The sequence below is a fragment of the Stenotrophomonas sp. NLF4-10 genome, from assembly GCF_022359915.1.
GTDB lineage: Bacteria > Pseudomonadota > Gammaproteobacteria > Xanthomonadales > Xanthomonadaceae > Stenotrophomonas > Stenotrophomonas daejeonensis.
Window position 1 is genome coordinate 3,031,347 of record NZ_JAKSEE010000003.1, and the last position, 25,358, is coordinate 3,056,704.

Below are 25,358 nucleotides of genomic sequence, written 5' to 3' on the forward strand. Positions count from 1 at the left end.
GCAGGCCCCGCATCTACGATGAACCCGGCATCCTTGCGCAATACCGACGGGCTTCGCTGGTGACTTGCGTCGCTCCTGTTGGTGTCATTGATGGCGCCGCCAGCCCGACAGGAACACCGCGGTGGCCGCGGCCACGTTCAGGCTCTCCACCGCGCCGGTGCCGGGAATCGACAGGCGCAGGTCGCAGTGCTGGGCCAGCGTGCGGTCCATGCCCTCGCCTTCGGCGCCCATCACGTAGGCCATGCGCGCCGGCAGCGGCGTGGCGAACAGGTCGTCGCCGCCTTCGACCAGGGTGGCGGCCAGCGCGAAGCCGGCCTCGCGCAGTTGCGCCAATGCCTGCGGCAGCAGCGGCAGGCGCACCAGCGGCACGTGCTCGGCGCCACCTTCGGCCACGCGCGCGGCGGCGCCGGACAGGCTCAGCGAGGACTCGGCCGGCAGCAGGATGCCGGCCACGCCGAAGTGCGCGGCCGAGCGCAGGATCGCGCCGAAGTTGTGCGGGTTGCCGACGCCGTCCAGCCACAGCGCCAGCGCCGGGCCCTCGCCCAACGTGGCCAGCCACGCCGCCAGCGACAGCGGCTCGGTGCGCAGCACGTCGGCCACCACGCCTTCGTGGTGGGTGGTGGCGGCGAGCTTGTTGAGGTCGCCCTCGCCGACCACGCGGTAGCCGACGCGGTTGGCCACGCACCACTTGAGCAGCGGCTGCAGGCGCGGGATCAGCGCTTCGGCCAGGTACAGCTTGCGCAGCGCCTGCGGGCGCCGGGCGAACATCGCTCGCACCGCGTTGACGCCGTACAGGCGCAGCTCGTCGCTGCCGCGCAACGGCACCCCGGCCGCGGCCGGCGGCGCACCGGGGGCGGCCAACGGCGTGGCGCGCGGCGGGCGCGCGGATGGGCGCCGGTTGTTCCAGGGGTTATTCACCGCGCGCCGCCTCGCGCCTGCGCTCCACCCAGTAGTTCGCGTTGCGGATGCCCACCGCGTCCGGGTCGAACACCGGGTCCAGGCCCAGCTTCTTCTGCCGTTCGTAGTCGCGCAGCGCCAGCATCGCCGGCTTCTGCAGGATGAAGATCGCAATGACGTTCAGCCACGCCATCAGGCCGACGCCGATGTCGCCCAGCGACCATGCCATCCTGGCGTCGTGGAACGCACCGAACACCACCATGCCGATGATGCCCAGCCGCAGCAGCAAAGTCGCCAGCGGATGGGTGCGGCGGGTGCCGGCGATGTAGGTCAGGTTGGTTTCGGCCATGTAGTAGTAGGCCATGATCGTGGTGAAGGCGAAGAAGAACAGCGCCAGCGCGACGAAGCCCGCGCCCCAGCCCGGCAGCACCGATTCCACCGCCGCCTGGGTGTACTGCGCGCCGTCGGAGGGCTGCAGGCCCGGCACGCCGGAGACGATGGCCTCCAGCGTCTCCTTGCCGCCGTCCCTGACCACCCTGAAGGTGTTGTACATGCCGGTGGAGAGCACCAGGAACGCGGTGGACGTGCACACCAGCATGGTGTCGAAGTAGATCGCGAAGGCCTGCACGTAACCCTGCTTGGCCGGGTGCGAGACCTCGGCGGCGGCGGCCGCGTGCGGGCCGGTACCCTGGCCGGCCTCGTTGGCGTAGACACCGCGCTTGACGCCCCAGGCGATGGCCTGGCCGATGATCGCGCCGAACGCGGCGTGCGCACCGAACGCGCTGGAGAAGATGTCGGAGAACATCTTCGGCACCTTGTCGGCGTTGAGCACCATCACCGTGACCGCCATCAGGATGAAGGCCAGCGCCATGAACGGCACCACCACCTCGGCGAAGGTGGCGATGCGCTTGATGCCGCCGAAGATGATCGCCCCCAGCAGCAGCGCCACGGCGATGCCCGCCCACAGCTTGAACATCCCGGTACCGCCGACCGCGGCGCAACCGTCGGTGCCGCACAGCACGTTGGCCGCGCTGTCGGCGATGGCGTTGGCCTGCACGCCCGGCATCAGGAAGCCGGCGGCGATGATCGTGGCGACGGCGAAGGCGACGGCGTACCACTTCAGGCCCATCGCCTTCTCGATGTAGTAGGCCGGGCCGCCGCGGTAGCGGCCCTCGGCGTCCTTGACCTTGTAGATCTGCGCCAGCGTGCACTCCACGTAGGACGTGGCCGCGCCGAGGAAGCCCATCACCCACATCCAGAAGATCGCGCCGGGGCCGCCATAGGCAATCGCGGTGGCGACGCCTGCGATGTTGCCGATGCCCATGCGCCCGGCCATCGACACGGCCAATGCCTGGAACGAGGACACGCCGGCGTCGGACTTCTCGCCGCGCACGGTGAGCCGGCACATCTCGGCGAAGCCGCGCACCTGCATGAAGCGCGTGCGCAGGCTGAACCACAGCGCCGCGCCCAGGCACATGAAGATGAGCGCATTGCTCCAGATGATGTCGTTGACGAACTGGACGATGGATTCCACGTATTTCCCCGGATGGTCTGACGGCGATGGTTGCCGATGTCAGGAAGCGGCGATTCTTCCATGATTCAGCATGGATGTGCACCTGAATGGCGTAGATGCGGGGCTTGCCCCGCATGAAGTACACAGGCATCGGGCCTGCCTGGAACAAGGCATCACCGGGAAAGCTTCATGCGGGGCAAGCCCCGCATCTACGGGATGGCGATGTGCGGGGTTGCCGGCCAGCGGCCGGCGCTACCGTTGCAGCGCCCGCAACAGGCCGCGCGCCTTGGCGCGGGTTTCGTCCAGTTCCTTCTGCGGGTCGGAATCGGCGACGATGCCGGCGCCGGTGCGGAAGCTGGCGCTGTCGCCCCCCACTTCGGCGGTGCGGATCAGGATGTTCAGGTCCATGTCGCCATCCCGGTTCAACCAGCCGAAGGCACCGGTATAGGCACCGCGCGCGGTCCGTTCCAGCTCGGCGATGATCTGCATGCAGCGCACCTTGGGGCAGCCGGTGATGGTGCCGCCGGGGAACGTGGCGGCAATCACCTGCCCCGGCGTCACCTCCGGCCGCAGCCGCGCGCGCACGTTGCTGACGATGTGGTGGACGTGGGCATAGCTCTCCACCGTCATCAGTTCATCGACTTCGACACTGCCCGGCGCGGCGATGCGGCCCAGGTCGTTGCGCTCCAGGTCGATCAGCATCACGTGCTCGGCACGCTCCTTGGGATGGCCGACCAGCTCGCTGATGCGCACTACATCGTCGTCGCCATCGAAGCGCGGACGGGTGCCGGCGATCGGGCGGGTCTGTACCACCTCGCCGCAGACCGACACCAGCCGCTCCGGCGAGGAACTGACCACCGCGCGCCCGGCCGCATGGAACAGGCCGGCGAACGGCGCCGGGTTGGCCTGCCGCAACCGCGCATACAACGCAGCCGGATCGAGCGGCTGGGCAAAGCACGCCTGCCAGCAGCGCGACAGGTTGACCTGGAACACGTCGCCGGCGCGCAGGTAGTCGATGACGCGGGCCACGCCATCGGTGAAACGCACGCCATCGTCTTCGTCGATCCGCGTGGGCGGCTGCCATTCCGGTAGCGCTGGCAACGCGGCCGCGTCATGCAGGTCGCGTTGCAGTTGTTCGAGCAGTGCGGCACCGGAGTCTTCCAGCACCGCGAAGCAGCGGCCATCGCCGCGATCACGCAGCACCGCCGCCGGGCAGCGCAGGGCCAGCGCCTGCGGCAGGCCGTCGCCGCGCACCGGCAGCGACAGCACCGGCTCGACCTGCGTGGCCAGTTCGTAATCCAGCAGCAGCGCCCAGCCGCCTCGGAACGGCACGTCGTCCGCGTCCGCGTCCGCGTCACGCGGCAGGCGCCGCGCCTGCCATTCGCGGTCCAGCGCGGCGAGGAAGTCGCCCTCGACCAAAGCACCATCCTCGCGCCGGACCTGGCCATCGGCATCCAGCCGCAGTTGGCCGCCATCGGCCATCAGCAGCATGTCCCAGCGGCCCTGCCGGCCGGCGGCGGTGGATTCGAGCAGCAGCGGGTAACGCTGCGGGGCGAGCCGGTGCAGCGCCAGCAGGTCGGTGTCGGCGTGCAGGGGAATCAGGCGGGTCATCGGCATGGGGCGGCACAGACCGCTGGTGGTTTTCCGTCCGGATCTGGCGAAGAAAGCCGGATGAGCAGAGTTTGTTTCCTTCTCCCTCCGGGAGAAGGTGCCCGAAGGGCGGATGAGGGGCGAACGGAGCCAGTGCAACCTGGACGATCATGACTTCGCTCGCCCCCAACCCCCGCTTCGCGCCCCGGCCCTTGCGCTGGCGCAAGGGCGTTCGAGGGGCAGCGAACCAGTGGTTCGCAAACTGCCCCTCTTACCCCGAAGGGAGAGGGACTCAAGCAAAAGCAAGCGTCAGACGCGCTTGAACACCAGCGTGCCGTTGGTGCCGCCGAAGCCGAAGCCATTGGACATCACCACGTCCACCTTGGCCTGGCGGGCAACATTCGGCACGTAGTCGAGGTCGCAGCCCTCGCCCGGCTGGTCGAGGTTGATGGTCGGCGGGATGACGCCGTCGCGCAGCGCCAACACCGAGAAGATCGCCTCCACGCCGCCGGCCGCGCCGAGCAGGTGGCCGGTCATCGACTTGGTCGAGCTGACCATCATCTTGTAGGCGTGGTCGCCGAAGGCGGCCTTCATCGCCATCGTCTCGCCGAGGTCGCCCAGCGGTGTCGAGGTGCCGTGGGCGTTGAGGTAGCCCACCTGCTCCGGGGTCACGCCGGCATCCTTCAGCGCCGCGACCATGCAGCGCGCGGCGCCCTCGCCGTTCTCGCTCGGCGCGGTCATGTGGTAGGCGTCGGAACTGGCGCCGAAGCCGGCCAGCTCGCAGTAGATCTTCGCGCCACGCGCCTTGGCGTGCTCGTATTCCTCGAGGATCAGGATGCCGGCGCCGTCGCCCAGCACGAAGCCGTCACGTTCCTTGTCCCACGGGCGCGAGGCTTTTTCCGGCGCGTCGTTGCGGGTGGACATGGCCTTCATCGCGCAGAAGCCGCCGATGGCGGTCGGCGAGGAACCGCGCTCGGCGCCGCCGGCCACCATCACGTCGGCATCGCCGTACTGGATCATGCGCATCGCGGTGCCGATCGAATGGTTCGAGGTGGCGCAGGCGGACACCGCCGAGAACGACGGCCCCTTCAGCCCGGCGATGATGCTCAGCTGCCCTGGCAGCATGTTGATGATGGTCTTGGGCACGTAGAAGGGCGAGATCTTCCTGCCCTCGTGGAACTCGATGGCCTGTTCCTCGATGCCCAGCAGGCCGCCGATGCCGGCGCCGACGATGGCGCCGATGCGCTCGGCGTTGGCCTCGGTGATCTCCAGCCCGGAATCGTGCAGCGCCATGAACGCCGCGCCCAGGCCGTAATGGATGAACGGGTCCATCTTCTTGGCGTCCTTGCCGCTGACCCGGTACTTGCCGAACTGCGCGTTGTCGGCGGTGATGTCGAAGTCCTTGACCTCACCCGCGATCCTGGTGGTGAAACGCTCCAGATAGGCGTCTGCAACATTCGTCAGCGGGCCGATGCCCGAGCGGCCATTGACGATGCCTTCCCAGCTGCTGGCCAGGTCATTGCCCAGCGGCGACACCATGCCCAGGCCGGTAACGACGACACGACGACTCATTGCGGATTCTCCTGGTCCCGTTCGTGGGGGACGTTCCCGGGGATTGTGGAATTGAAGCGGAAATACACGGGGCCGCATTCCGCGGCCCCATGAGTGCGGCGCGGCCCGGCGCACGGCCCGGCCACGCCTGCGTCAGGCATGGATCAGGCCTTGACGTGGGCCTTGATGTAATCGATGGCAGCCTGCACGGTGCTGATCTTCTCGGCCTCTTCGTCCGGAATCTCGCACTCGAATTCCTCTTCCAGCGCCATCACCAGCTCGACGGTGTCCAGCGAGTCTGCGCCCAGGTCATCGACGAACGATGCGCTGTTGGTGACTTCCTCTTCCTTGACGCCAAGCTGTTCGACGACGATTTTCTTGACGCGTTCTTCGATGGTGCTCATTGGATATCGCTCCAGATGGAGTAGTGGTTCAAAAGGCGCCATCGGATTGATGGCCGTGGGATAGTGTAGTGGAAACCGCCGGACCCATGCATTCTGGCAAAAAGCCACGGCGATCAACCACTTGGGCGCAGTCCCTGCGCCACACGCTTACGGCATGTACATGCCGCCGTTCACGTGGAGGGTTTCGCCGGTGATGTAGTTGGCCGACGGGCCGGCCAGGAACGCCACCGCGCGGGCGATGTCCGCCGGCTCGCCGAGGCGGCCCAGCGCGATCTGGCCGAGCATCGCGGTCTTGGCGTCCTCGGGCAGATCCTTGGTCATGTCGGTGTCGATGAAGCCCGGCGCGACCACATTGACGGTCACGCCGCGGCTGCCGATTTCCTTGGCCAGCGACTTGGAGAAGGCGATGATGCCGGCCTTGGCCGCGGCGTAGTTGGCCTGGCCGGCGTTGCCGGTGACACCAATGACCGAGGCGATGTTGACGATACGGCCCTTGCGCGCCTTCATCATGCCGCGCATCACCGCCTTGGAGGTGCGGTAGACGCTGGTCAGGTTGGTATCGAGGATGGCCTGCCAGTCCTCGTCCTTCATCCGCATCAGCAGGTTGTCGCGGGTGATGCCGGCGTTGTTGACGAGGATGGTGATGGCGCCGAATTCCTTGCCCACCGCGTCGATCAGCGCGTCCACCGCACCCGGCTCGGTCACGTTCAGCGCGCGGCCGTGGCCGCCCAGCGCGGCCAGGCGCGCGCCGATGGCGGCGGCACCGGATTCGGTGGTGGCGGTGCCGATCACGGTCGCGCCCTGCGCGGCCAGTTCGTCGGCGATGGCCGCACCGATGCCGCGGCTGGCGCCGGTGACGAGCGCGATTTCACCCTGCAATGGCTTGCTCATGCATTTTCCTCGATGGCGGGCGGCCGAACGGCCACCGGAGGCGATGCGGCACGCGCGGTGCCCCATCGCGGCTCGCATTGTTTAGTGGGTCCACTCGTCCAGCGCGGCGTCGAAATCGGCGGGCGTGCCCAGCGGACGGGCTTCCAGCGACTTGTCGATGCGCTTGACCAGCCCGGTCAATACCTTGCCGGGGCCGCATTCGGCCACGCTGGTGACGCCGCGCGCGGCCAGCGCCTGCACGCACTCGGTCCAGCGCACCGGCAGGTACAGCTGGCGCACCAGCGCGTCGCGGATGGCCTCGACGCTTTCATGCACCTGCGCATCGACGTTCTGCACCACCGGCAGCACCGGCAGGCGCCAGTCCAGCCCGGCCATCGCCTCGGCCAGGCGATTGGCGGCCTCGCGCATCAGCGGTGTGTGCGAGGGCACGCTGACGGCCAGCTTGACCGCCTTGCGCACGCCCTTTTCGGCCAGCAGCGCCAGCGCGCGATCGACCGCGGCGGCATCGCCACCGATGACGATCTGGCCGGGCGAGTTGTAGTTGGCCGGCACCACCACCTGGCTGCCCGAGGCCTGCCCGCAGACCTCCTGCACCAGCGCATCCTCGGCGCCAAGCACGGCCGCCATCGCACCGACGCCGGCCGGTGCGGCTTCCTGCATCAGTTGCCCGCGCAGGCGCACCAGGTGTGCGCCCTCGCGCAGCGACAATGCGCCAGCCGCGACCAACGCGGTGTATTCGCCCAAGCTGTGCCCAGCCAGTACCAGCGGGCGCTGCACGCGCTGCCCGGCCCACAGCCGCCACACCGCGACACCGGCGGCCAGCAGCGCCGGCTGGGTGTATTCGGTGCGATTGAGTTGCTCTTCCGGTCCGCCCTGCGACAGCGCCCACAGGTCGACGCCGGCACCGTCGGAAGCCTCGGCGAAGGTCTCGCGGACCTGCGGGTGCAGTTCGGCCAGTTCGGCCAGCATGCCCAGCGATTGGGAGCCCTGGCCGGGGAATACGAAAGCGAGTCGGGAATCGGTCACGCGGTCATTCACTGCATGAATCAAGACCGCCCATGATAATCGCGAATGTCGCCACCCGTCTGTACTGCCGCGTATGCAGGTGCGGCGGCACGGCTCAGCCGATGAGGTCGAACAGATCCAGCTCGCCGTCGCCCAGCAGGTCCAGGCACAGCACCGCCAGCACCACGAACCCGAAGGTGCTGGCCCCGTGCACGACCAGGATGGCATGGGCCAGCGCGCGCCCCGACTTGCCGGCGCGGCGCAGCATGCGGGCCAGCCGCCGCAGGCGCCCGGTCACCGCATGCGCATGCTCGACCACCGGCTTGCCGGCCTGTTCCATCGCCGCGGCCAGCATCGCTTCCAGCGCCTGCGGCCGGTCGTCGTAATATTTGGCCACGCCATAGCCGAACATCAGCCAGTCACGGGCCTGCGCCTGGGCTTGGTCCATCACTTCCAGCGGGTCTTCCTCGAAGTCGATGAAACCCACGCGCTGCCCGTCCCAGGTCATGTTGCGCGGCAGCGGTTGGCCGAAATAGGCGCCGTTGCGGTGCGCCTCGGCGATCGCGGCGATGGCCGCACCCACCAGGCGGTCGCGTCCGGCCATGTCGGCCTTGCGCAGGCAGGCGTTGAACGAATCACCTGTGTGCTCGAGCACCAGCACGGTATCGCCCTGGCCGATCACTTCCGGCACGTGCACGCCCTGCGCCTTCAATTCGAGCAGGCGCCGCGCCTCGATCCCGCACGCACCGGCACCACCGCGATGCGGCGGCGGCCGCAGGGCATCGAGATGGAAACGGCGCGCGACGAAGTTGAGCAGCCCGAGGGCCACGGCCCGGCTGCCTTCACCGTAATGCTTGAGCCATGCGCGCTGCCCTTCGATGACGATGGGTTCAGCCATGACGATATCTCCCGGAATCGACGGCCTTGCGGCCACGCCGGGAGCCTCGTGCCCCCGGCCATATCCGGTGGATCAATAGCGCAGCAACGCCGAACCCCAGGTGAAGCCGCCACCGAAGGCTTCCAGCAGCAGCAGCTGGCCGCGCCCGACGCGCCCGGAGCGAATCGCCGCGTCCAGCGCCAGCGGCACCGAGCCGGACGAGGTGTTGCCATGCTTGTCGACGGTGACGATCACCTGCTCCATCGGCATGTCCAGCCGCCTGGCGGTGGCTTCGATGATGCGCAGGTTGGCCTGGTGCGGGATCAGCCAGTCCAGGTCGGACTTGTCCAGGCCATTGGCGTGCAGGGCCTCGTCGACGACCGAGTCCAGCGCCTTGACGGCGTACTTGAACACGTCGTTGCCCTTCATCAGGATCTTGCCGGGCTGGTCCAGGCCGGTGGACACGCCGATCGGGTTCCACAGCAATTCCTTCTTGCTGCCGTCGGCATGCAGGTGGGTGCTGAGGATGCCGGTTTCCTCGTCGGCCTTGAGCACGACGGCGCCGGCGCCATCGCCGAACAACACGCAGGTGGTGCGGTCGCTCCAGTCGACGATGCGGGTCAGGGTTTCCGCACCGATCACCAGTACGTGCTTGGCGTCGCCGGAGCGGATGAATTTGTCGGCCGTGCTCAGCGCGAACAGGAAGCCCGAGCATGCCGCGTTGACGTCGAACGCCGCCGCGCCGGCCGCGCCGAGGCGCGCCTGGATCAGGCAGGCGGTGGACGGGAAGATCAGATCCGGCGTGGTGGTGCCCACGATGATCATGTCCAGCTGCGACGGCTCGATGCCAGCCGCTTCCAGCGCGCGCAGAGCGGCGTTGTAGCCGAGGTCGCCGGTGGTCTCGCCTTCGGCGGCGATGTGCCGCTCGCGGATGCCGGTGCGCGACTGGATCCACTCGTCGCTGGTGTCGACGATCTTGGTCAGATCATCATTGGTCAACACCTTCTCGGGCAAATAGCTGCCGGTGCCCGCGATCCTCGAGTAGATCCGCTTGCTCATGCTGGTTCCTGTTGCGCGGGCCGCCGCAGGCGGCCCTGAAGAAACGAGTGAAGCCGCCACCCTTGCGGATGGCGGCTTTCACCGATCAATCTTCTTCGACGACCGAGGACTTGGTCGTGATCACCTTCTTGCCGCGGTAGAAGCCGTCGGCGGTGATGTGGTGGCGCAGGTGCACTTCACCGGTGGTCGGATCGGTGGACAGCTGCTTGGCGCTCAGCGAATCGTGCGAACGGCGCTGGCCGCGGCGGGACGGGGTGACACGGGATTTCTGCACAGCCATTGGGGTTGCTCCAAACTTCGGTTCGTTTGCTTCGTCGTTGCAGTGCATGCGGACGCCAATGTCCGGCACTGTTTTTTCGCTTTCGCCGCAGCCGCCGACGACAACCGGCCGCTATTGTTTCTTCAATGCCGCCAATGCCGCGAACGGATTGGCCTTGTCCAACTCTTCACTGGTCGCGGAGAAGTCGCGCTCGACCGCCTCGCTTCCCGGCGCCAGCGGTACCACGGGCACCGCCAGCACCAACTCGTCCTCCACCAGGTCCAGCGGCCGCAGGTTGCCGTCCTCGGGCACCAGCAGCGCTTCGTAATCCGGCGGAAGCGCCTGTTCCTCGTCTTCGTCGCGGATCAGGCCCAACCGCTGCACCAGCGACACCGGCAGCAGGAAACGCTGCATGCTGCGCTGGCAGGTCAACGGCAGCGCGGTTTCGATGGTCAGTTCGACATAGGGTACCTGCAAAGCCTCGTCGCGACCGAATTCCAGTGCATACGCGCACTCCCCTTCGGTATCGGCGACCAGCCCCTGCAGGCGCTCCAGCCCGGACAACGGCACCCGGCCGTCAAAGCGCCTGTGCGCTGCGACCATCCGCCAAGCATCCAGCAATTCGGGCACGTTCGCGGACATAAGCCGCAGAATGTTAGGGCCCGCCCCGGCCGCTGTCAAACCCGCCCCGGCCGCCGTTGCCATGCCGGCAACCGCGCCGCAGACTCGGCGGCGCCTTCACGCCGGGATTTTCGCATGTCCACCCTCGTCCTCGCCTCCACCTCCCGCTACCGGGCCGAACTGCTGGCACGGCTGCGGCTGGCGTTCGACTGCGCCAAGCCCGAGGTGGACGAGACGCCACTGCGGGGCGAGGCACCCCGCGCCCTGGCCGTCCGCCTGGCCCGCGCCAAGGCAATGGCGGTGGCCGCGCAACATCCCGGCGCCTGGATAATCGGCTCGGACCAGGTCGCCGAACTGGACGGCCGGCCCCTCGGCAAACCCGGTAGTCGCAATGCCGCCAGCGCGCAGCTGGCGGCGATGTCCGGCCGTGAAGTGGCGTTCCATACCGCCGTGTGCGTGGCCGGCGCGGGCATGCAACGGGAAGCCTGCGACCTGACCCGGGTGGCGTTCCGCCGGTTGCGGCCGGAAGAGATCGAACGCTACGTCGATGCCGAGCTGCCACTGGACTGCGCCGGCAGCTTCAAGTGCGAAGGCCTCGGCATCACCCTGTTCGAGGCGATCCACAGCCAGGACCCCACCGCGCTGGTCGGCCTGCCGCTGATCGCCACCGCCGGGCTGTTGCGCGAGGCCGGCTTCACCTTGCCCTGATCCGGCCTGAACGACGCGGCATGGTTAGCGGTCCGGAATTTCGAACGGCTGCTCCTTCCAGTCCTCCACGCTGCCATCCGCACCATGCAGGCGCAGCCCGAGCCAATGCCTGCCGGGTGCCAGCGCGGTGGTATCGAAGCGGGCGGTGAAGCCGGTCTTCGGATGGTTGGGATCGGTGGATATCTTCCAAAAACCGGAGACGTCGTAGTCGGCGCCGTAATCGGCAGTGGCCATAACCCGGCCATCCACCAGCACCTCGACGCCGCTCAGGCCCACCCCGTCCTTGAAAGCCCAGCCCTGCATCTCGACGATCCCGCCCACCGCCTCGTGCGGCAGCGGCGTATTGATCCACGCCATCGCCGGCGTCACACAGGGGCCGGGCTGCTTTTCGGCCGGCAGCCGGAACAGCAGAAAACGCTGGTTGCCGTGGTCGAGCGCCACCACCCGCGGTGGCGGCAGCGGCCCGACCAGGTCGCAGACCTGGTGATAGCGCTGGAGCAGGTCGCGATAGCGCTGGTCGCCCGGCGCGAGCACCAGCAGCCGCGGCGTCGAACGGCTGCCGTCGCTGATCAGCCCCCACAGTGCCAGCTGCGCGGTGCGCCCATGCTTGTCGTTCAGTGCATGCGGCAACACCTCGATGGAGGCATCGCCCAGCCGGAAACCGAGCTCCGCGCCAATCTTGAAATTGCCGGCCAGCACCTTGGTGTCGGCCGGCATGTCCACCAGTTCCTCGCGCACCGCCACCGCCAATGGCCGCCAGCCGGCGAAATTGCGCGGATAGAACTTGTTGCCGGCCAGTTCCTCGCGCAGCGACGGTGTCGCCGCCATCACGTAATAGGCAAGCGCCAGCAGCAGGCCAACCGAGGTCAGGCCCCAGGTGATGCGGCGCCAGTGCCGCGGCCAGCGGCTCAGCACCACCGGTGCGGCCACCAGCAGGGCGAAGTAGCCCGGCAGCGGCCAGTGGAAGCTGATGCGCTCCACGTCGGTGAAGAAACCGAACAGGAAGATCGCCAGCGTGGAAACGCCGCCCACCAGCGCGAAATAGCGCCATTGCACCCGGTAGGTGTCACCATGATTCGGGCGGAACCCGGCGACGCCCACCTGCCACATCGCCAGGCACAGCAACGGCGTCACCAGCAGCGGCTGGATCACCAGGAACCACAGCCCGGTGGCCTGGAAGGACCACGGGTGGCGCTCGACCAGTTGGAAACGCAGGCCGGCATCCTGGTTGCCCAGATTCCACGCAAGCAGCGGCAGCCAGGCGACGATGCCGACCGTCAGCGCCATCCACACCCGCGCGTCGCGCAGCATCCGCCTTCCTTCCGGCAACAGCAGCAACGCGATGAAACCGAAGCCGATCACGCCGATGAAGCGGTAATGGCTCAGCGCCCCGACCAGCAACCCGGCGGCCAGCAGCAGCGCGCCACCGGCATCGACGTCGCGCAGCAGCTTCGCCCCGGCCCCCAGGCACAGCACCGAGGCGAATGCCATCGGTACGTCCGGCACCGCGAGGATGCCCAGCGTCGCCGACAGCGGCATCAACAGGGTCAGCGAGCCGGCCAGCCAGCCGATCCTGCCGCCGAACCAGCGCGCGGAAATCCGCGCCACCATCCACGGCAACAGCGCGCCCAGCAGCAGGAACGGCAGGCGCAGGCCCAGCCGGTGGCCGCCGCCGATTTCCACGCCCAGCCGCGTCAGCCACGCGGTCAGCCCCGGCAGGTCCGAATAGGCCGCGGCCAGATGCTGCCCTTCCTGCCAGTAGAACGCCTCGTCGACGAACAACGGCAGCCGCCAGGCCACGAATATCTTGATCGCCGTGACAATCACCCACAACGACAGGAAGATTGCCCGCGCCCGCTGTTCGCCCTGCAATGCCACTTACACTCCCCTGAATATCCCCTGCGAGACACCGCATGTCCCCGGCATCCACCGAAATGCTACCCGAAGTCACGTTGCAGGCCTTGCAGCGCGCGCAGGCGCAGGTCAACGCCCTGCTGCTGGGCAAGGCCGACGAGGTACGGCTGGCCTTCGTCGCCCTGCTCTGCGGCGGCCACCTGCTGATCGAGGACCTGCCGGGGCTGGGCAAGACCACCCTCGCCCATGCGATGGCCTCCGCGCTGGGGCTGCAGTTCCAGCGCGTGCAGTTCACCTCCGACCTGCTGCCGGCCGACGTGCTGGGCGTGTCCATCTACGAAGCGGACAGCCGCAGCTTCCGCTTCCACCCCGGCCCGGTGTTCAGCAACGTGCTGCTGGCCGACGAGATCAACCGCGCGCCGCCGCGCACGCAGAGCGCGCTGCTCGAGGCGATGGCCGAACAACAGGTCACCCTGGACGGCACCACCCACGCCCTGCCCGACCCGTTCTTCGTCATCGCCACGCAGAACCCGGTGGACCTGTCGGGCACCTTCCCGCTGCCCGACTCGCAGTTGGACCGCTTCCTGCTGCGGCTCACCCTCGGCTACCCCGACGCCGCCACCGAACGCACCCTGCTGGCCGGCAGCAGCCGCCGCGAGCTGATCGCGCAGACGCTGCCGTGCCTGTCCGAGCAGGACATCCGCGTACTGCGCGTGGCGGTGGAACAGGTGCATGCCAGCGACGCCCTGGTCGATTACGTGCAGCGCCTGCTCGCGCGCAGCCGCCAGCATCCGGGCATACGCGTGGGTCTGTCGCCCCGGGCCGGCATCGCACTGCTGCGCGCGGCGCGGGCGCATGCGCTGCTGGCGGGCCGCCACCATGCATTGCCGGACGACGTGCAGGCACTGTTCGTCGCCGTCGCCGCGCACCGGTTGGTGGCCGAGGCCGAGGCCACCGCCGCACCGGCGCTGGCCCAGGCCATCCTGCACGGCGTGCAGGTCGATTGAGATGCCCGGTTGGCTGCATGTCCAATCGCGGAGGCTGCAGTTGCTGGCGCGCCCGCGGCGGCCCGAAGCACTGCCGGTCACGCTCGACCGCCACCGCATCTACGTGCTGCCCACCGGCTTCGGCCTGTTCCTCGGCACCCTGCTGGCGGTGATGCTGCTCGGCGCCCTGAACTACAACAACAACCCGGCGCTGCTGCTGGCGCTGGTCTTGGCGACCAGCGCACTGGCCAGTGCGCTGCATGCGCACCTGCAGTTGTCCAGCTTGCGCCTGCGTGCGCTGTCCGCCGAACCGGTGACCGCCGGCCAACCGCTGCGGCTGCGGCTGGCCCTCGCCCGCGACGACCACCGCCCGCGCCGCGGCCTGCAGCTGTCCTACGGGACGGCCAGCGCCTGCGTGGACCTGCTGCAGGGCGAGCAGGTGGAAGCCGACCTGTGGCTGCCCACCGAGCGGCGCGGCTGGTTGCCGTTGCAGCGCATCCGCCTGTCCACCCTGCAACCGCTGGGACTGGTGCGCGCCTGGGGCTGGGTCTGGCCGGCGACGCCGGTGCTGGTCTATCCCGCTCCCGAGCGCAATGCCCCGCCACTGCCCGATACCGGCGACCGCGGCACCCACACCCGCCCCGATCCGCTCGGCGACGACCTGCAGCAACTGCGTCCATACCGCCACGGCGACGCCCGCCGCGCCATCGCGTGGAAGCACTCCGCCCGCCGCGACAGCCTGCTGGTGCGCGAGCACGAACGCGCCACCGGCAATGAACTGCTGCTGGACTGGCACGCCCTCGGCCCGTTGCCGCACGAACACCGCATCGCGCGGCTGGCGCGCTGGGTCGACGACGCCGAACGCGAGGGCCGCCGCTACCGCCTGCTGTTGCCGGGGCAGCCGGCGCTCGGCCCGTCCAGCGGCGACGCCCACCGCCACCAGTGCCTGCGCGCGCTGGCACTGATGCCCGCCGCATGAAAAAACGACAGGACAGTCGTTTTTCACGGCGAAGCCGCCCGAAGGGCGGCGCACACGGATGTGCGCCATGAAAAAACGACAGGACAGGCATTTCCCACAGCGAAGCCGCCCGAAAGGTGGTGCACGGGGATGTGCGTCATGAACAGGTCCACCACCCTGCCAACGACCGCGCGCGGCTGGCTGCTGCTGACCACCGCACTGGCCCTGCTGCCGCTGCTGCTGCAACTGCCCCGCGTGCTGGCCGCCATATTCGCCACCAGCGCGCTCGCGGTCGGGGCGCTGGCGTGGCGGCGCGTGCTGCCTGCGCCATTGCGGCTGCTGCTGGTCGTCGCGCTGCTGGCGGTCATCTACTGGCAGATGGGTGCCACGCCCGGCCGCGACAGCGGCTGCGCGTTGCTGGCGGCGATGCTCGCGCTCAAGCCCGGCGAGCTGCGCACGCTGCGCGACGCCCGCAGTCTGCTCGGCTTCGCCCTGTTCGCCCCGTTCGCCGCCTTCCTGCTCGACCAGGGGCCCGGCTCCCTGTTGCTGGCCGTGGCCGCGGTGGTCGCCGCCCTGCTCGCCCTGCAACGGCTGGCCGATGCCGACACCGGTACCGCGCCACTGCCGGCACCGCACCAGTTGCGCACGGTCGGCCGGTTGATGCTGGTGGCGCTGCCGCTGGCGTTGTCGGCCTTCTGGCTGGTGCCGCGCCTGCCCACGCCGCTGTGGGGCATCCCGCAGCGGGCCGTGGCGCTGCCGGGGTTGTCGGACACGATGCAGCCGGGGCAGTGGCTGGACCTGATGACCGACGACAGCCCGGCGCTGCGCGTGCAGTTCTCCGGCGCCGCACCGGCACCGCAGCAGCGCTACTGGCGTGGTCCGGTACTGACCCGTTTCGACGGCCGCCGCTGGAGCCGCCTGGACTACCAGCGCGGCGCACCACCACCGCCCATCAGCACCGGCGCGGCGCAGTGGGATTACCAGGTCGAATACGAAGCCAGCGAACGCCGCGAACTGGTCGCGCTGGACCTGCCGCTGGCCGCCCCGGACCAAACCCGGCTGGATGCCGACTACACCCTGATAAGCAACCGCCCGCTGACCGCGCTGACCCGCCTGCAGCTGCGCTCGGCGGCCCCGGCCCGGTTCCAGCCGGAACTGCCTGCCCTGCTGCGGCGGCAGGCCCTGCAACTGCCAGCCGGCTACAACCCGCGCACGCTGGCGCTGGCCCGGCAGTGGCGCCATGACGCGGGCGACGACGATGCCGCCATCGTCGAGCGCGCGCTGCAATGGATCAGGCGCGACTTCAGCTACACCCTGAGCACGCCGCTGCCCGGCCGGCATGGCGCCGACGAATTCCTGTTCGAATGGAAGGCCGGCTTCTGCGAGCACTTCAGTTCGGCCTTCGTGGTGCTGATGCGCAGCGCCGGCATCCCCGCGCGCGTGGTCACCGGTTATGCCGGCGGCACCCGCAACCCCTATGGCGACTACTGGCTGGTGCGCAAGATGGACGCACACGCCTGGGCCGAAGTGTGGCTGCCCGAGCGCGGCTGGACCCGCGTCGACCCCACCGCCGCGGTGGCGCCCGAGCGCATCCGCGACACGCTGGAGGACCGGCTGGCGCAGGCCCGCGCCGGCGGCGGCACGCTCGACCTCGGCACGCGCTGGCTGCAGGTGGCGCAGGTGGGCGACTGGCTGCGCCGCAACTGGAACGGCATGGTGCTGTCCTTCGACGCCCGCCGCCAGCAGCAACTGCTGCGCGCGTTCGGCGTCGAGCGGTTGCAGCCGGCGCAACTGGTCGGCCTGTTCGCCACCTTCGCGCTGCTTGCCATCGGCATGATGGCCTGGCTGCTGGCGCGCGGGGAACGCGAGCGCGATCCGCTGCTGCGTGCCTGGCGCCGGCTGGACCGCCGCTATGCCCGCCTCGGCCTGGGCCGCCTGCCGCACGAAACCGCCGGCCGCTGGGCCGCACGCGTGGAAGCGGCGCGACCCGGCAGCAGCCTGCCGGCGCTCAGCCGCCGTTTCACCGATGCACGCTACGCTGGCGCCGGTCTGGACAGCGCATTATTGTCGGACCTGCACAGGCATCGCCCCCAACGCGGAGCACGAACCGGAGCATGACCATGAACATCCGCATTTTCCTGACCCTCGGCGCCAGCCTCGCACTGGCTGCCTGTGCCACCGCCCCCAAGCCGTTGCAGGGGCAGTTCAGCACCGTTTCGCCGCGTGATTCCGTCGCGCAGCAACAGACCGGCACGCCGGTGCGCTGGGGTGGCCGCATCATCGAGACCCTGCCCGGCCAGGGCGAGACCTGCTTCCAGATGATCGCCCGCCCGCTCAACGGCACCGGCCGCCCGAGCACGACGTCCGCCGATGCCAGCGACGGCCGTTTCCTGGCCTGCCGCGCCGGCTTCTACGACCCGGCGGTGTTCGAACCGGGCCGCGACGTGACCTTCATCGGCCGCATCGACGGCTACCAGTCGACCAAGATCGGCGACTACGACTACCCGCTGCCGAAGATCGCCGCCGACGTGGTCTACCTGTGGCCGGTGCAGCGCGAGGTGGAAGTGGTGCCGGCCTACCCTTATGGCCCGTGGGGTCCGGGCTGGGGCCGATGGGGTTATTACGGCTGGTGGTAAGCCCGCGCAGCGCCTGATGCAAAACGCCGCCCGATGGGCGGCGTTTTCGTTTGCACCCTCATTGGCGAAAAGGTTCCACGTCGGGCACGCCATGAAAGCCCCGTGCCGGGCAAGCCCGGCACCTGCGGATGCAGCGCCGCAGATGCGGGGCTTGCCCCGCATGCAGCAGCAGTCAAGCCGCGCCGAACTGCCCCAGCGGCGCGCCGGCCAGCAGGTGCAGGTGGATGTGGAACACGGTCTGCCCGGCATCCTCGCGGCAGTTCATCACGATGCGGTAGCCATTCTGCGCAAAGCCTTCCCGGCGCGCGTACCCGGCCGCAGCCAGCGCCAGCTTGCCGATCAGGTGCGCCTGCGCCGGCTGCAGGTCGTCCAGGGTCGGGATCAGCTCGTTCTTCGGGATGAACAGCACGTGCACCGGCGCCTGCGGGGCGATGTCCTTGAAGCCCAGCACCTCCTCGTCCTCGTAGACGATGGTGGCGGGGATCTCGCGGCGGATGATCTTGCCGAAAAGGGTGTCGTTGCGCATGGTCTGCCTCGGCGGAATGTCCAAGGCATTGTATGCAATGCCGATACCCGCCCGACCGTTGGTCGTGGCGGCGATGCGCAGCACCGTGCGGTTCGATGGATGGCGAACAGCCGTGCCGGCCAACGGTCAGCACCCACCGGCATCCGGCAACCTCGGCCACCGGCAATGAACCGTCAGTCGCGGATTTCGCTGCGGCTGCCGAAGGCGTGCGACAGCGTGCCGCGGTCCACGTATTCCAGCTCGCCGCCCAGCGGCAGGCCCTGCGCCAGCCGGCTCGGGCGCACGCCGTGGCGGCGCGCCAGCTGCGCCAGGTAGTGCGCGGTGGCCTCGCCTTCGACGGTGGAATTGGTGGCGATGATCAACTCGTTGACCTCGCCCTGCGCCAACCTTGCTTCCAGTTGGTCGAGGCCGAGCTCGCGCGGGCCGATGCCATCCAGTGGCGACAACCGCCCCTGCAGCACGTAGTAGAGGCCACGGTAGCTGGTGGCATGCTCGATCGCCAGACGGTCGGCCGGCGACTCCACCACGCACAGGGTCTGCCGCTCGCGGCTGGTGCTGGCGCACACCGGGCACACCTCGGTCTCGCTGAAATCGCGGCACTGCGTGCAATGCCCGATCTTCTCGATCGCATCGGCCAGCGCCACCGACAGGCGCTGGCCGCCCTCGCGCGCGCGTTCGAGCACGTGGTAGGCCATGCGTTGCGCGGTCTTCTGGCCGACGCCGGGCAGTACCCGGAAGGCGTCGATCAGTTGTTCGAGAAGTGAGGACACGGGGAGTCGGGAAGGCTTGGCTGGACGTGATCGGCGTCGAATGCCGGCTGTTTCCTTCTCCCTCCGGGAGAAGGTGCCCCGCAGGGGCGGATGAGGGTACGGGCGAAGCCGCGCCGCAGGGAACTGACGGTGGTCCTGACGATGAACGCGTCGCCACGCGCCCGTGGAGAAAACAATCGAGATACCGCTGTTTGCATACACAGGGTGCGCAAGGCTTCGCCCCCGAACCCTCACCCCAACCCCTCTCCCGGCGGGAGAGGGGCTTGATGGCTGGCGTCCGCTGCCGTCAGAACGGCAGCTTCATGCCCGGCGGCAGCTTCATGCCGGCGGTGGCCGAGCCCATGCGCGCCTGCGATTCGGCGTCGATCTTGTTGGAGGCGTCATTGAACGCCGCCGCGATCAGGTCCTCGACCATTTCCTGGTCGGACAGGATGCTAGGATCGATGCGCACCTTGCGGCACTCCTTGGTGCCGGTGAGGGTGATGTTGACCATGCCGCCGCCGGCGCTGCCGGTGACTTCCAGCTTGGCGATTTCTTCCTGGGCCTTCTGCAGGTTTTCCTGCATTTTCTGGGCCTGTTGCATCATCTGGGCGATATTGCCGCGCATGCTTGCTTACTCTTCAAAGGGACGGATGGAATCGGCCACGACCCGTGCGCCCTGCGCGAGCAGGTGCTGTACCTGCGGGTCGGCCATGAAGGCGGCCTCGGCCGCGGTCTGTCGTTCGCCACGCTGGCGGTCGGTGCGGGCGTGCAGGGTCTCGGCCTGCGCCTCCTGCCCGGCCTCGACCACGATCTTCGGCGCGCTGCCCAGCGCCTGCGCCAGGGTCTGCGCCAGCGCCGCCAGCGAGCGCTCGGACTGCAGGTATTCGAAGCCCGGCGGCAGCGCCAGGCGCAGCACGCCATTGCGGTAGCTGACGAAGGCGGCGTTGGCCGCCAGTTCGCGCGACGGCCCGGACAGGCCGCTGGCGGCAACCAGGTCCAGCCATTGCCCGGCGCTTTCCAGCGCACGCGTGGCGGCGGCGCTGCGTTCGACGGCGGGCGGCGGCGCAATCGCGATGCCGTCGGCGCGGAACGGCGAAGGCGGCGCCTGGCGAACCGGGGCCGGCAGGGCGTCGGCCGCGTCGTCGCGCGCCTGCGCGGCGGCGGTTTCTTCCATCCACGGCGGCAGGTCGTCGTCGCGGTGGGCTGCTGTCGGGGCCGGCAACGGGGAAGCCACCGGCTCGGACCGGGGTTCGCGCACACGCAAAGGCTCGGGCGCGGCGGCCACCGGGTTCGCTGCCGCATAAGCCCCCGGGGAAGGATCTGCGGGCGTGGCATTCGCCCGCCGCACCGGCGCGGCCATGGCCGCGGCCGACGCCACAGGCGCGGAACCGCTTGCCGACGACGCTCCAGCGCCCGCCTCCGGGCCGGCGCCTTCCGGCACCGCCGGCACGCTGCCGGCCGGGCGGAAGGCCAGCATGCGCAGCACGGTCATTTCGAAACCGGCGCGCGGGCTCGGCGCCAGATGCAGGTCGCGGCGGCCGCCCAGGGCCATCTGGTACCACAGCTGCACCACTTCCGGGCGCAGGCGCGGCGCGAACGCCACCGCGTCGATGCCGTCGCCCGGCACCAAAGCGCCCGGCACCAGTTGCTGCACCTGGATGCGGTGCAGCGCCTCGGCCAGCGCATCGAGCACACCGCTCCAGTCCGGCGAGAAATCGGCCAGCGCGGCCACCACCTGCAACAGCCGCGCGCCATCACCCGCGGCCAGCGCATCGAGCATCGCCGCCACCTGGGTACGGTCCACGGTGCCGAGCATCGCCCGCACCACCTCGTCGCCCAGCACGCCGCCGGCATAGGCGATGGCCTGGTCCAGCAGCGACAGGCCGTCGCGCAGCGAGCCATCGGCGCCGCGCGCCAGCTGCGCGATGGCACCGTCCTCGAACTCGATCTGCTCGGCAGTGAGGATCCGGGTCATCTGCCCGCGGATCTGTTCCTCGTCCAGCCGCTTCAGGTTGAACTGCAGGCAGCGCGACAGCACGGTCACCGGCAGCTTCTGCGGGTCGGTGGTGGCCAGCAGGAACTTCACGTGCTCCGGCGGCTCCTCCAGCGTCTTCAGCAGCGCGTTGAACGCCGCCTTGGACAGCATGTGCACCTCGTCGATCAGGTACACCTTGTACTTGCCGCGCGAGGGCATGTACTGGGCGTTCTCGATCACCTCGCGCACGTCGTCCACGCCGGTGTTGGAGGCCGCGTCGATCTCCAGCAGGTCGATGTAGCGGCCGGCGTCGATGTCCAGGCAGGCCGCGCACTGGCCGCAGGGGTCGGCACTGGTGCCGTGCTCGCAGTTCAGCGACTTGGCGAAGATGCGGGCGATGGTGGTCTTGCCGACGCCGCGGGTGCCGGTGAACAGGAAGGCATGGTGGACGCGGCCGCTGTCCAGCGCGTTGCTCAGCGCGCGGACCACGTGTTCCTGCCCCACCAGCTCGGCGAAACGCTTGGGGCGCCACTTGCGGGCGAGGACGAGGTAGGACATCAGGCAACCGTCTTCATCTGGACCGTCATTGTGCCGGTGCCGGCCGGCCGGTGCCACACCCGCGCCGCCGGCCCGGTTAAAGATCCGGCCGCCGGGGGCGATATCTCCAGCAACGGGGCCGGCATTGCCGCCCAGCCTTGTGCTGACTGCGCTCCGGCAACATTCCAGAGGTTGGACCAATGCAAGTTCGCCGAACGGGTTTGAAATCGGTGGTGGCGCGTACCGCGCTGGTGCTGGGACTGGTGGCCGCGGCCTGCTTCGCCGGCGCGGCGTGGCTGATCCAGCAGAAGGCGGCGGCGGTGCAGGAGGCGGCCGCCCTGAACGAGCTGGAGCACCTGGCCCAGGCCGAGGCCGCCAAGGTCCGCGGCGACGCCACCGAGACCCTGTCGCGCGTGCGCGGCCTGGCCGACGCCACCGAGGCGCTGATGGCCCGCGGCGACGCCAGCCGCGGCGAGGTGTCCGCACTCACCCGGCGCTTCACCGCCGCGGACGCGGCGGTGCTGGGCTACTGGCTGGAATTCGAGCCCAATGGCTACGACGGCCGCGACGCCGAGTTCGCCCGCAGTTGGCCCGAGGGCGAACCCGAGGGCGACGAACTGCAGGCCTTCATCGCCGGACTGGACCCCGACCAGCAGGTCAGCAGCGACGCCGGCCGCATCTCCATCTACTGGACCCGCCAGGGCGACGCCGAACCGGCGTTGCAGGACACCGTCGGCAGCAGCAACGAGATCAAGATCGACGGCCCCGACGCCGAGAAGTACTACGTGGCGGTGAAGGAGCGCGGCGACGAGCTGATGTTCGAGCCGTACCTGGACGACGTGGGTACCACCAAGGTGCTGATGACCAGCCTGATGGTGCCGATCAAGCTGGACGGCCAGTTCCACGGCGTGGCCGGCGCCGACATCGCCCTGTCCGCCATCCAGGCCAACCTCGCCAAGGTGCGCCCCTACCAGCGCGGCGTGGTGCGCCTGCTCTCGCCCACCGGCGCCGTGCTCGCCGCGCCGGAGCAGCAGAGCCTGGGCAAACCGTTCGCCCCGGACCTGGCGCCGCTGCTGGCGCGGCTGGCCAAGGGCGAAATCGTCCACCAGCGCACCGTCGACGCCAGCGTCGGCGGCGAGGTCTTCCGCGTCTACGTGCCGATCACCGTCGGCCATGCCCCGGACGCCTTCGCGCTGATGGTCTCGGCCCCGGTCGATGTGGTGATGGCCGGTGTGGTGCAGATCCGCAACCGGGTAATCTGGGTCGGCGTGGCCAGCGTGCTGGCGCTGGTGACGGTGGTCGTGCTGCTGCTGCGGCAGCTGGTCGGCACCCCGCTGCGCGGCATCGTGCAGGGCGTGGACGCGGTGGCCGCCGGGCAACTGGACTACCCCATCGCCGCCGGTGGCGACGACGAAGTGGGACAAGTCTCGCGCGCCCTGCGCAAGATGCAGGCCGACCTGAAGGCGCGGCTGGACGCCGAGCGCCGCATCGCCGCGGAGAACCTGCGCGTGCGCATCGCCTTGGACAATGCCGGCACCGCGATGCTGATCGCCGATGCCGGCGGCCGCGTCGCCTATGCCAACCCGGCGATGCGGCAACTGCTGGCGCAGCACCGCGCCGAACTGGCCCGGCACCTGCCCGATGCCGATCTCGAGCATCTTGAGGAACAACCGCTGGCACAGCTGCAGCCCGACGGTGGCGACGCGCTGGCCCACATCGAAGGCATCGTGCAGCGCGAACTGGCCTTCGGCAGCGCCGTGTTCGCGCAGACCGCCGCACCGGTGGTTGCCGGCGACGGCCAACGGCTGGGCGTGGTGGTGGAATGGCGCGACCGCAGCCAGGAAGTGGCGGTGGAGGCCGAAGTGGGCAGCGTCATCGACGCCGCCGCCGACGGCGACCTGTCCCGGCGCATCGGCCGCGACGGCAAGACCGGTTTCTTCCGCCGCCTGGCCGACGGCGTCAACGGCATGCTCGACGCCAACGCCGGCACCATCGGCGACGTGCAGCGCGTGCTCGGCGCGCTGGCGCAGGGCGACCTCACCCAGCGCATCACCGCCGACTACCGCGGCGTGTTCGGGCAGATGCGCGACGACACCAACGCCACCGTGGAGCGCCTGACCGGCATCATGCAGGGCGTGCGCGGCGCGGTGGACGCCATCGGCACCGCCGCCCACGACATCACCGCCGGCAACAACGACCTGGCCGCCCGCTCCGAGCAGCAGGCCGCCAACCTCGAGGAAACCGCCGCGTCGATGGAAGAGCTCACCTCCACCGTGCGCAACAACGCCACCACCTCGCAGCAGGCGCGGCAGCTGGCCACCGGCGCGGCCGACATCGCCGGCCGCGGCGGCGCGCTGGTCGGGCAGGTGGTCGAGCAGATGGACGGCATCAGCCACGCCTCGCGGCAGATCGAAAGCATCATCGGCGTGATCGACGGCATCGCCTTCCAGACCAACATCCTCGCCCTGAACGCCGCGGTGGAAGCCGCCCGCGCCGGCGAGCAGGGCCGCGGCTTCGCCGTGGTCGCCAGCGAAGTGCGCCTGCTGGCGCAGCGCTCGGGCGAGGCCGCGCGGCAGATCAAGGGCCTGATCGGCGACTCGGTGCAGCGCGTGGGCCAGGGCGCGGCGCTGGTCGGCGACGCCGGCGACACCATGCGCGAGATCATCGCCTCGGTGCAGCGCGTCAGCGACCTGATGGCCGAGATCGCCGCCGCCTCGCAGGAACAGAGCGCCGGCATCGAGCAGGTCAACCAGACCATCGTGCAGATGGACGGCGCCACCCAGCAGAACGCGGCGATGGTGGAGGAAGCCAGCGCCGCGGCCCGCTCGCTGCAGGAGCAGGCCGACGAACTGGCGCAGATGGTGGCGGTGTTCCGGCTGGCCTGAACAGGCCGCCGCCACCGGGCGGCGCACGGAGGCGGACTGCCGCCCGACTCCGCGTTCCCGACTTGTGGCCGCCGTCCCGCCCCTATAGAATTCCCGCCCTTGCCACCGCCCAAAGTGGCGGCAAGTCCTGGAGAGGTGTCCGAGTGGTTGAAGGAGCACGCCTGGAAAGTGTGTAAGCGTCTAAACCGCGCTTCGGGGGTTCGAATCCCCCTCTCTCCGCCAGATTACGCAAACCCCTGTTTACGCAGGGGTTTTTTGTTGGCGTAAGGATTGGGCTACAGAGACGCAAGGTGGGACACATGACGCCTATGCGCATCCCTCATCATCTCTCCCGTGCACCAACCGGTCTCTGGTCGTTTCGGCAACGGGTGCCCGTCGATCTCCAGTCAGTCGTGGGCCGGCAGACCTTCAAGCGCACCCTGCAAACCTGCGACATGCAAAGACGCGCGGATGCGCGCGTTGGTGTTGGCGGCCGGTTAACCATCCAATTCTATAAAGCAAGCTTCATCGGCCAGCGCTTTCATAGGCCGCCCATGGTCATCCGCGGCCCTTGCTCCTGCTGGACGGTTTGCTGCTGCGTCTGCTCCAGTGCTTGCTGACGGACCTGGTCCTGCTTGATGAACTCGGCCTGCTGCAGGTTCTGCTGCGCAGGCTCCTGCGCGGCCTGATGGCCATCGACATGCGCATGGAAGAGCGGCCCCTTGTCCATCCCGTACGGGGCGTAAACCGCAAACACGTTGTGCGCCCCGTCCTTCCCCAAGCCGCCGGTGACCGCATCTACTCGTCTGATGAGGGGGTCGTTCACTTGCTGCTTGTAGAGCGACGCCGCCACGTTCTTGGACTCCTCCTCGGTCCAGTTGCCGGTGCCCTTCAC

23 protein-coding genes, 1 tRNA gene and 1 pseudogene are annotated in these 25,358 nt (G+C 69.3%); 8 read left to right on the plus strand and 17 right to left on the minus strand.

Annotation, left to right across the window (positions count from 1 at the left end):
- Positions 1-84 precede the first annotated feature (84 nt).
- The 11 genes from MIC98_RS14335 to MIC98_RS14385 all read right to left on the minus strand — a co-directional run bounded on the left by MIC98_RS14335 (position 85) and on the right by MIC98_RS14385 (position 10,688).
- Complete coding sequence (locus MIC98_RS14335; protein WP_239737624.1) at positions 85-918, minus strand: TrmH family RNA methyltransferase; 834 nt, start codon at positions 916-918, stop codon at positions 85-87.
- Entirely contained in the window at positions 911-2,431 is a 1,521-nt protein-coding gene (locus MIC98_RS14340) for an alanine/glycine:cation symporter family protein (protein ID WP_239737625.1), read from the minus strand. The genes MIC98_RS14335 and MIC98_RS14340 overlap by 8 nt, the downstream gene beginning before the upstream one ends.
- A 231-nt stretch (positions 2,432-2,662) precedes the next feature.
- A complete protein-coding gene (locus MIC98_RS14345) occupies positions 2,663-4,021 on the minus strand; it encodes an aminodeoxychorismate synthase component I (RefSeq protein ID WP_239738193.1) in 1,359 nt (452 codons plus the stop codon).
- Between the two features lie 288 nt (positions 4,022-4,309).
- Positions 4,310-5,572 carry a beta-ketoacyl-ACP synthase II gene (gene fabF / locus MIC98_RS14350; RefSeq protein WP_057639638.1) on the minus strand — a complete coding sequence of 421 codons (1,263 nt, stop codon included), beginning with the start codon at positions 5,570-5,572 and terminating at the stop codon, positions 4,310-4,312.
- 143 nt (positions 5,573-5,715) lie between these two features.
- Positions 5,716-5,955 (minus strand): acyl carrier protein, encoded by a 240-nt coding sequence (gene acpP, locus MIC98_RS14355; RefSeq protein WP_005415509.1) that lies wholly within the window; start codon positions 5,953-5,955, stop codon positions 5,716-5,718.
- A gap of 147 nt (positions 5,956-6,102) precedes the next feature.
- Positions 6,103-6,846: a 3-oxoacyl-ACP reductase FabG gene (gene fabG / locus MIC98_RS14360; RefSeq protein ID WP_239737626.1), complete on the minus strand. Its 744-nt coding sequence runs from the start codon at positions 6,844-6,846 to the stop codon at positions 6,103-6,105.
- Positions 6,847-6,927: 81 nt separating this feature from the next.
- Positions 6,928-7,872 (minus strand): ACP S-malonyltransferase, encoded by a 945-nt coding sequence (fabD, locus tag MIC98_RS14365; protein ID WP_057639672.1) that lies wholly within the window; start codon positions 7,870-7,872, stop codon positions 6,928-6,930.
- 94 nt (positions 7,873-7,966) lie between these two features.
- Positions 7,967-8,749 (minus strand): serine/threonine protein phosphatase, encoded by a 783-nt coding sequence (locus tag MIC98_RS14370; protein WP_239737627.1) that lies wholly within the window; start codon positions 8,747-8,749, stop codon positions 7,967-7,969.
- A gap of 72 nt (positions 8,750-8,821) precedes the next feature.
- Positions 8,822-9,787, minus strand: coding sequence for a beta-ketoacyl-ACP synthase III (locus MIC98_RS14375; protein WP_239737628.1), 966 nt, complete (start codon positions 9,785-9,787; stop codon positions 8,822-8,824).
- Positions 9,788-9,872: 85 nt separating this feature from the next.
- The gene (gene rpmF / locus MIC98_RS14380) at positions 9,873-10,067 is read right to left on the minus strand and encodes a 50S ribosomal protein L32 (protein WP_057639642.1); all 195 of its coding nucleotides are present in this window, start codon (positions 10,065-10,067) and stop codon (positions 9,873-9,875) included.
- A 111-nt stretch (positions 10,068-10,178) separates the two neighbouring features.
- Positions 10,179-10,688: a YceD family protein gene (locus MIC98_RS14385; RefSeq protein WP_239737629.1), complete on the minus strand. Its 510-nt coding sequence runs from the start codon at positions 10,686-10,688 to the stop codon at positions 10,179-10,181.
- A gap of 114 nt (positions 10,689-10,802) precedes the next feature.
- On the opposite strand from MIC98_RS14385, the gene MIC98_RS14390 reads away from it, so the two are divergent.
- Positions 10,803-11,375 carry a Maf family nucleotide pyrophosphatase gene (locus tag MIC98_RS14390; protein ID WP_239737630.1) on the plus strand — a complete coding sequence of 191 codons (573 nt, stop codon included), beginning with the start codon at positions 10,803-10,805 and terminating at the stop codon, positions 11,373-11,375.
- A gap of 24 nt (positions 11,376-11,399) precedes the next feature.
- Here MIC98_RS14390 and MIC98_RS14395 read toward each other — a convergent pair whose 3' ends face one another.
- Positions 11,400-13,247, minus strand: a complete 1,848-nt coding sequence (locus MIC98_RS14395; protein ID WP_239738195.1) for a glycosyltransferase family 39 protein — start codon at positions 13,245-13,247, stop codon at positions 11,400-11,402.
- A gap of 41 nt (positions 13,248-13,288) precedes the next feature.
- Here MIC98_RS14395 and MIC98_RS14400 point away from each other — a divergent pair, with 41 nt between their 5' ends.
- From MIC98_RS14400 to MIC98_RS14415, 4 genes are all read left to right on the plus strand, one after another.
- On the plus strand, positions 13,289-14,236 hold the full coding sequence (locus MIC98_RS14400) for an AAA family ATPase (RefSeq protein WP_239737631.1): 948 nt from the start codon (positions 13,289-13,291) through the stop codon (positions 14,234-14,236).
- Position 14,237: 1 nt separating this feature from the next.
- Positions 14,238-15,194 carry a DUF58 domain-containing protein gene (locus MIC98_RS14405; RefSeq protein ID WP_239737632.1) on the plus strand — a complete coding sequence of 319 codons (957 nt, stop codon included), beginning with the start codon at positions 14,238-14,240 and terminating at the stop codon, positions 15,192-15,194.
- A gap of 138 nt (positions 15,195-15,332) precedes the next feature.
- Positions 15,333-17,291 carry a DUF3488 and transglutaminase-like domain-containing protein gene (locus MIC98_RS14410; protein ID WP_239737633.1) on the plus strand — a complete coding sequence of 653 codons (1,959 nt, stop codon included), beginning with the start codon at positions 15,333-15,335 and terminating at the stop codon, positions 17,289-17,291.
- Positions 17,292-17,293: 2 nt separating this feature from the next.
- Positions 17,294-17,809 carry a Slp family lipoprotein gene (locus tag MIC98_RS14415; RefSeq protein WP_239737634.1) on the plus strand — a complete coding sequence of 172 codons (516 nt, stop codon included), beginning with the start codon at positions 17,294-17,296 and terminating at the stop codon, positions 17,807-17,809.
- 172 nt (positions 17,810-17,981) lie between these two features.
- Here the strand turns inward: MIC98_RS14415 and MIC98_RS14420 are convergent, their stop codons facing one another.
- The 4 genes from MIC98_RS14420 to dnaX form a co-directional block, all read right to left on the minus strand.
- Positions 17,982-18,335, minus strand: a complete 354-nt coding sequence (locus MIC98_RS14420) for a histidine triad nucleotide-binding protein (protein WP_057639649.1) — start codon at positions 18,333-18,335, stop codon at positions 17,982-17,984.
- 173 nt (positions 18,336-18,508) lie between these two features.
- Positions 18,509-19,105: a recombination mediator RecR gene (gene recR, locus MIC98_RS14425; protein ID WP_239737635.1), complete on the minus strand. Its 597-nt coding sequence runs from the start codon at positions 19,103-19,105 to the stop codon at positions 18,509-18,511.
- 286 nt (positions 19,106-19,391) lie between these two features.
- Entirely contained in the window at positions 19,392-19,712 is a 321-nt protein-coding gene (locus MIC98_RS14430) for a YbaB/EbfC family nucleoid-associated protein (protein WP_057639651.1), read from the minus strand.
- Between the two features lie 6 nt (positions 19,713-19,718).
- Complete coding sequence (gene dnaX, locus MIC98_RS14435) at positions 19,719-21,620, minus strand: DNA polymerase III subunit gamma/tau (protein WP_239737636.1); 1,902 nt, start codon at positions 21,618-21,620, stop codon at positions 19,719-19,721.
- 179 nt (positions 21,621-21,799) lie between these two features.
- On the opposite strand from dnaX, the gene MIC98_RS17070 reads away from it, so the two are divergent.
- From MIC98_RS17070 to MIC98_RS14455, 3 genes and pseudogenes are all read left to right on the plus strand, one after another.
- Positions 21,800-24,484, plus strand: a complete 2,685-nt coding sequence (locus MIC98_RS17070; protein WP_275584514.1) for a methyl-accepting chemotaxis protein — start codon at positions 21,800-21,802, stop codon at positions 24,482-24,484.
- Between the two features lie 129 nt (positions 24,485-24,613).
- Positions 24,614-24,706 (plus strand) — tRNA-Ser (locus MIC98_RS14450).
- 86 nt (positions 24,707-24,792) lie between these two features.
- Positions 24,793-24,921: pseudogene (locus tag MIC98_RS14455) on the plus strand (DUF6538 domain-containing protein); the annotation flags it as partial.
- Positions 24,922-25,004: 83 nt separating this feature from the next.
- On the opposite strand, the gene MIC98_RS14460 reads toward MIC98_RS14455, so the two are convergent.
- Positions 25,005-25,358 carry an XVIPCD domain-containing protein gene (locus tag MIC98_RS14460; RefSeq protein ID WP_239737637.1) on the minus strand — a complete coding sequence of 118 codons (354 nt, stop codon included), beginning with the start codon at positions 25,356-25,358 and terminating at the stop codon, positions 25,005-25,007.

Coding starts and splice junctions, on each gene's coding strand:
- MIC98_RS17070 (WP_275584514.1), top strand. CDS start 21,800: ATGCAAGTTCGCCGAACGGGTTTGAAATCGGTGGTGGCGCGTACCGCG.
- fabG (WP_239737626.1), bottom strand. CDS start 6,846: ATGAGCAAGCCATTGCAGGGTGAAATCGCGCTCGTCACCGGCGCCAGC.
- rpmF (WP_057639642.1), bottom strand. CDS start 10,067: ATGGCTGTGCAGAAATCCCGTGTCACCCCGTCCCGCCGCGGCCAGCGC.
- dnaX (WP_239737636.1), bottom strand. CDS start 21,620: ATGTCCTACCTCGTCCTCGCCCGCAAGTGGCGCCCCAAGCGTTTCGCC.
- acpP (WP_005415509.1), bottom strand. CDS start 5,955: ATGAGCACCATCGAAGAACGCGTCAAGAAAATCGTCGTCGAACAGCTT.
- MIC98_RS14345 (WP_239738193.1), bottom strand. CDS start 4,021: ATGACCCGCCTGATTCCCCTGCACGCCGACACCGACCTGCTGGCGCTG.
- MIC98_RS14400 (WP_239737631.1), top strand. CDS start 13,289: ATGTCCCCGGCATCCACCGAAATGCTACCCGAAGTCACGTTGCAGGCC.
- MIC98_RS14405 (WP_239737632.1), top strand. CDS start 14,238: ATGCCCGGTTGGCTGCATGTCCAATCGCGGAGGCTGCAGTTGCTGGCG.
- MIC98_RS14385 (WP_239737629.1), bottom strand. CDS start 10,688: ATGTCCGCGAACGTGCCCGAATTGCTGGATGCTTGGCGGATGGTCGCA.
- fabF (WP_057639638.1), bottom strand. CDS start 5,572: ATGAGTCGTCGTGTCGTCGTTACCGGCCTGGGCATGGTGTCGCCGCTG.
- MIC98_RS14430 (WP_057639651.1), bottom strand. CDS start 19,712: ATGCGCGGCAATATCGCCCAGATGATGCAACAGGCCCAGAAAATGCAG.
- MIC98_RS14415 (WP_239737634.1), top strand. CDS start 17,294: ATGAACATCCGCATTTTCCTGACCCTCGGCGCCAGCCTCGCACTGGCT.
- MIC98_RS14390 (WP_239737630.1), top strand. CDS start 10,803: ATGTCCACCCTCGTCCTCGCCTCCACCTCCCGCTACCGGGCCGAACTG.
- MIC98_RS14420 (WP_057639649.1), bottom strand. CDS start 18,335: ATGCGCAACGACACCCTTTTCGGCAAGATCATCCGCCGCGAGATCCCC.
- MIC98_RS14370 (WP_239737627.1), bottom strand. CDS start 8,749: ATGGCTGAACCCATCGTCATCGAAGGGCAGCGCGCATGGCTCAAGCAT.
- MIC98_RS14410 (WP_239737633.1), top strand. CDS start 15,333: ATGAACAGGTCCACCACCCTGCCAACGACCGCGCGCGGCTGGCTGCTG.
- MIC98_RS14375 (WP_239737628.1), bottom strand. CDS start 9,787: ATGAGCAAGCGGATCTACTCGAGGATCGCGGGCACCGGCAGCTATTTG.